Consider the following 852-nt stretch of genomic DNA (forward strand, 5'->3'; position numbering starts at 1 on the left):
AATAGGCTTCTTCATGTTGGCCTTGCACCAGCGTGCAGCCTCGGCTTCATCGGGCCCGCCGATTTCACCGATCATGATGACGGCATCGGTATCGGGATCTTCGTTGAAGGCGCGCATCACGTCGATGTGCTTCAAACCGTTGATGGGGTCACCACCAATACCAACTGCAGAAGACTGGCCCAGACCGATTTCGGTCAACTGCGCCACGGCTTCGTACGTCAGCGTGCCGGAGCGGCTGACCACACCAATGCGGCCCTTGCGGTGGATGTGTCCGGGCATGATGCCGATCTTGATTTCCTCAGGGGTAATCAGGCCGGGGCAGTTCGGGCCCAGCAGCAAGGTTTCCTTGCCACCCGCAGCCACTTTGGCCTTCATGCGGTTGCGCACTTCCAGCATGTCCTTGACCGGAATGCCTTCGGTAATGCAGATCGCCAGATCCAGATCGGCTTCCACGGCTTCCCAGATGGCAGCAGCAGCGCCTGCGGGCGGCACATAGATCACCGACACGGTAGCGCCGGTTTCCGATGCGGCTTCCTTGACGGAGGCGTAGATTGGGATGTTGAAGATCGACTCGCCCGCCTTCTTGGGGTTCACGCCGGCCACAAAGCAGTTCTTGCCGTTGGCGTATTCCTGGCACTTTTCCGTGTGGAACTGACCGGTCTTGCCGGTAATGCCCTGGGTGATGACCTTGGTGTCTTTATTGATGAAGATGCTCATGATGAATCCTTGTCAAAACGCGATGGATGTGCATACGCCCAGCCCAGTGGCCACCACAGAACCGGCTTTGCCGGGCTGTAGGTGGCGCCCCCTGCAGGGGGAGGCGCCGCAGGCGCTTCGGGGGGGTGTCACGCC

Annotated in this window: 1 protein-coding gene; it reads right to left on the bottom strand. The window is 60.0% G+C overall.

The genetic code is table 11. The annotated features are described in order from the left end of the window. Positions 1-717 (bottom strand): succinate--CoA ligase subunit alpha (gene sucD / locus AC1RMF_RS26605; protein WP_493145565.1); only part of this gene is annotated, 717 nt, incomplete at its 3' end. Between the last annotated feature and the right edge of the window lie 135 nt (positions 718-852).

Source organism: Rhodoferax sp. GW822-FHT04A08 (assembly GCF_058801025.1).